The organism is Microvirga tunisiensis (assembly GCF_009296175.1).
GTDB lineage: Bacteria > Pseudomonadota > Alphaproteobacteria > Rhizobiales > Beijerinckiaceae > Microvirga > Microvirga tunisiensis.
The window spans coordinates 1-2,026 of sequence record NZ_VOSK01000638.1 but is presented as its reverse complement, the minus strand read 5'-3'; the positions used below and the strand labels follow the sequence as shown (position 1 = coordinate 2,026).

5 protein-coding genes are annotated in these 2,026 nt (G+C 54.3%); 1 reads left to right on the top strand and 4 read right to left on the bottom strand.

Features of this window, described 5'->3' with window-relative positions; translation table 11 throughout:
* Positions 1 to 286: hypothetical protein (locus FS320_RS47380; RefSeq protein ID WP_210252253.1), on the top strand; the 286-nt coding region annotated here is incomplete at its 5' end.
* A 42-nt stretch (positions 287 to 328) separates the two neighbouring features.
* On the opposite strand, the gene FS320_RS42325 is transcribed toward FS320_RS47380, so the two are convergent.
* The 4 genes from FS320_RS42325 to FS320_RS51305 form a co-directional block, all read right to left on the bottom strand.
* Complete coding sequence (locus FS320_RS42325; protein WP_152718515.1) at positions 329 to 595, bottom strand: DUF6894 family protein; 267 nt, start codon at positions 593 to 595, stop codon at positions 329 to 331.
* Between the two features lie 52 nt (positions 596 to 647).
* The gene (locus tag FS320_RS42320; RefSeq protein ID WP_152718514.1) at positions 648 to 995 is read right to left on the bottom strand and encodes a hypothetical protein; all 348 of its coding nucleotides are present in this window, start codon (positions 993 to 995) and stop codon (positions 648 to 650) included.
* A gap of 125 nt (positions 996 to 1,120) precedes the next feature.
* Positions 1,121 to 1,375, bottom strand: coding sequence for a hypothetical protein (locus FS320_RS42315; RefSeq protein WP_152718513.1), 255 nt, complete (start codon positions 1,373 to 1,375; stop codon positions 1,121 to 1,123).
* Positions 1,376 to 1,517: 142 nt separating this feature from the next.
* Positions 1,518 to 1,775: a DUF6894 family protein gene (locus FS320_RS51305; RefSeq protein ID WP_420846852.1), complete on the bottom strand. Its 258-nt coding sequence runs from the start codon at positions 1,773 to 1,775 to the stop codon at positions 1,518 to 1,520.
* Between the last annotated feature and the right edge of the window lie 251 nt (positions 1,776 to 2,026).

Genomic DNA, 2,026 nt, shown 5'->3' with positions numbered 1-2,026 from the left:
GCGGAACCCATCTTGGCCAGCGTTCATGTGCGAGCGCAACAACACAGGCCGGACATATGAACGCAAGCGATCCGATCAAACTATGTCCAAATCTTCTTGCGAGGCGGGGGCCGTCCACATATGGCATATCCGGGCGTTTCCTCCCGCAGGTGCCCTGCTTGCGTTCTATCATCCCAAGTTTGGTCCAGTGGGCTTTACCCTACCAACAGACCAGATCGCTCGTATTGTTAGCTTCCTGACAGATCGGTTCATTCTTCAACCAACTCAATCGGCAGAGAAGCATTAGCCAAATAGCGCTACGACATGAGCAGTCTGGCAGGGTCTTTCTCTAATCAACCGCTTCCTCGGACGGCTTGGAGTTTGCTTCGCTGAAAGGCACGGTCAGAAGCAGCCCACCGGCCTCGTCAACAATCTCGACCACAAAGTCATTTTGATGATCGGGAGACAAATCTCTCCAATAGGGAACGACCTCCATGAAGACTTTTGCCACCTTCTGAGCAACGTCACGCGCAGCATCAACATCGGGAAGGTCTAAAGTCTCAGGATACCTGACACGGCTGTACTGATTATAGAGGAACAGATTGTAGCTCGGCATGATGGCAGGAATATTAGCCGAGAAGGCCGCGGCAACAATCTACTCATAGGTGTTATTTCCAGGGCAGGTGAATAACTCCTTCCGCACCGCTGGAAGGCAACTGCCCCGCCATCGTCCTCTCTTTCTCGTAGGCCAAGGCGAGACTCACCGCCGACCATCGTCCTTCCAATTCCCTGACTTTGGCGACCGATTGCTCGTAGCCTGCCAGCACAGCCTCTTCCTCATCGAACAGGTTGGTAAGTGGACCGAACGATTGTTGCTGATAGGCAAGCTCTAAAACCTGATCCAGCGTTTCGCGGATCGTTGCCAGAGCATGAGCGGCTTCACGACGCTCAATCCGCGCCTGTTCAAGATCACGATAAGCCGCATGAAGAGCATCGAGACAGATCAGATAGGTCACATCCCCATGTTGCTTCTCCTCGGCACGGAGTGAGCAGCCAACCGTACAGGTTGATCGGTTAGCGGCCTTCACATGGATCAATAAAGAAGTTCAGGCTTGCTGCTATTTTGGGGGAGGCACAATGGTCAGCGGCGGGACTGCGGGAAGTGAACGGCCGAGGCAAGCTGACACTCGCGGACGACGCGCTCTCCTCGATCAGCGCAGCATTTGATCCGGTACTGGGGCTCACCGTTGTCCATCGAAGGCAGGAGGCAGGTCACTTCATGGATGCCACTGATGTGGTTCTTAGTGATGGCATCGACCGCTCCCTCGCCGGGTCTTGCACTGACGCTGACCCAAACCCTGACAAGATCGCCAACCTTGAACCGATACTCGGTCATGCTAAGCCAACCAACATAGGTTAATCTCAGTTCCCTACTGTTGGATGGCAGCATCTGAGCTTGAACGCAGGTTGCAGCGGAGTGAGGCAGCATGGGGGAAGCCGCTGTTGAATCCTGCTTAGGGTCGTCGATTGAGCTTGTCTTACCTAATCCGATTAGGAACAAGGGCTATCCACCGCCCTGGGACTGCGAGGACAGTTCGTCCATCCTCGTTAACAACCTCAACGTGGAAGTCACATTCGGCCTGAGACAGATAACCTCTGGGCGATTTGAGACCGATGAACATCCGCGCCATCCTCAATGCAATGCTGTGTGCTGCCTGAAGGCTTGGAATATTCAAGCCGCGCGGGTACTTCAGACGGCGATATTTGGTCCAGACGTAAACGTCATAGGTCGGCATAGCTCCAATAGAGTAGCTAAAGAAGCCTTCCTTGTAATGCGCTCCTCGGTATTAGGGAGGCGACACCAATGAAGGCACTTCAGTTCCTTTCTCATAAGCCAAGGCGGCTCCCGCAGGACGCTAGCCGATCGTATTCACCTGCGCTGGTTGCGATGACCTGACTTGCGGCTTGGGCGAGCCAATCTGTTGCGCCTTTTTCATCGCGGCGAGGTTTGGAACGTCGGAACGCGTTGGCGGAGAAGACATGGGGT

What these genes read in the sequence shown, in the direction of transcription:
- FS320_RS42325 (WP_152718515.1), bottom strand. Translation starts at nt 595, where the DNA reads ATGCCGAGCTACAATCTGTTCCTCTATAATCAGTACAGCCGTGTCAGG.
- FS320_RS42315 (WP_152718513.1), bottom strand. Translation starts at nt 1,375, where the DNA reads ATGACCGAGTATCGGTTCAAGGTTGGCGATCTTGTCAGGGTTTGGGTC.
- FS320_RS51305 (WP_420846852.1), bottom strand. Translation starts at nt 1,775, where the DNA reads ATGCCGACCTATGACGTTTACGTCTGGACCAAATATCGCCGTCTGAAG.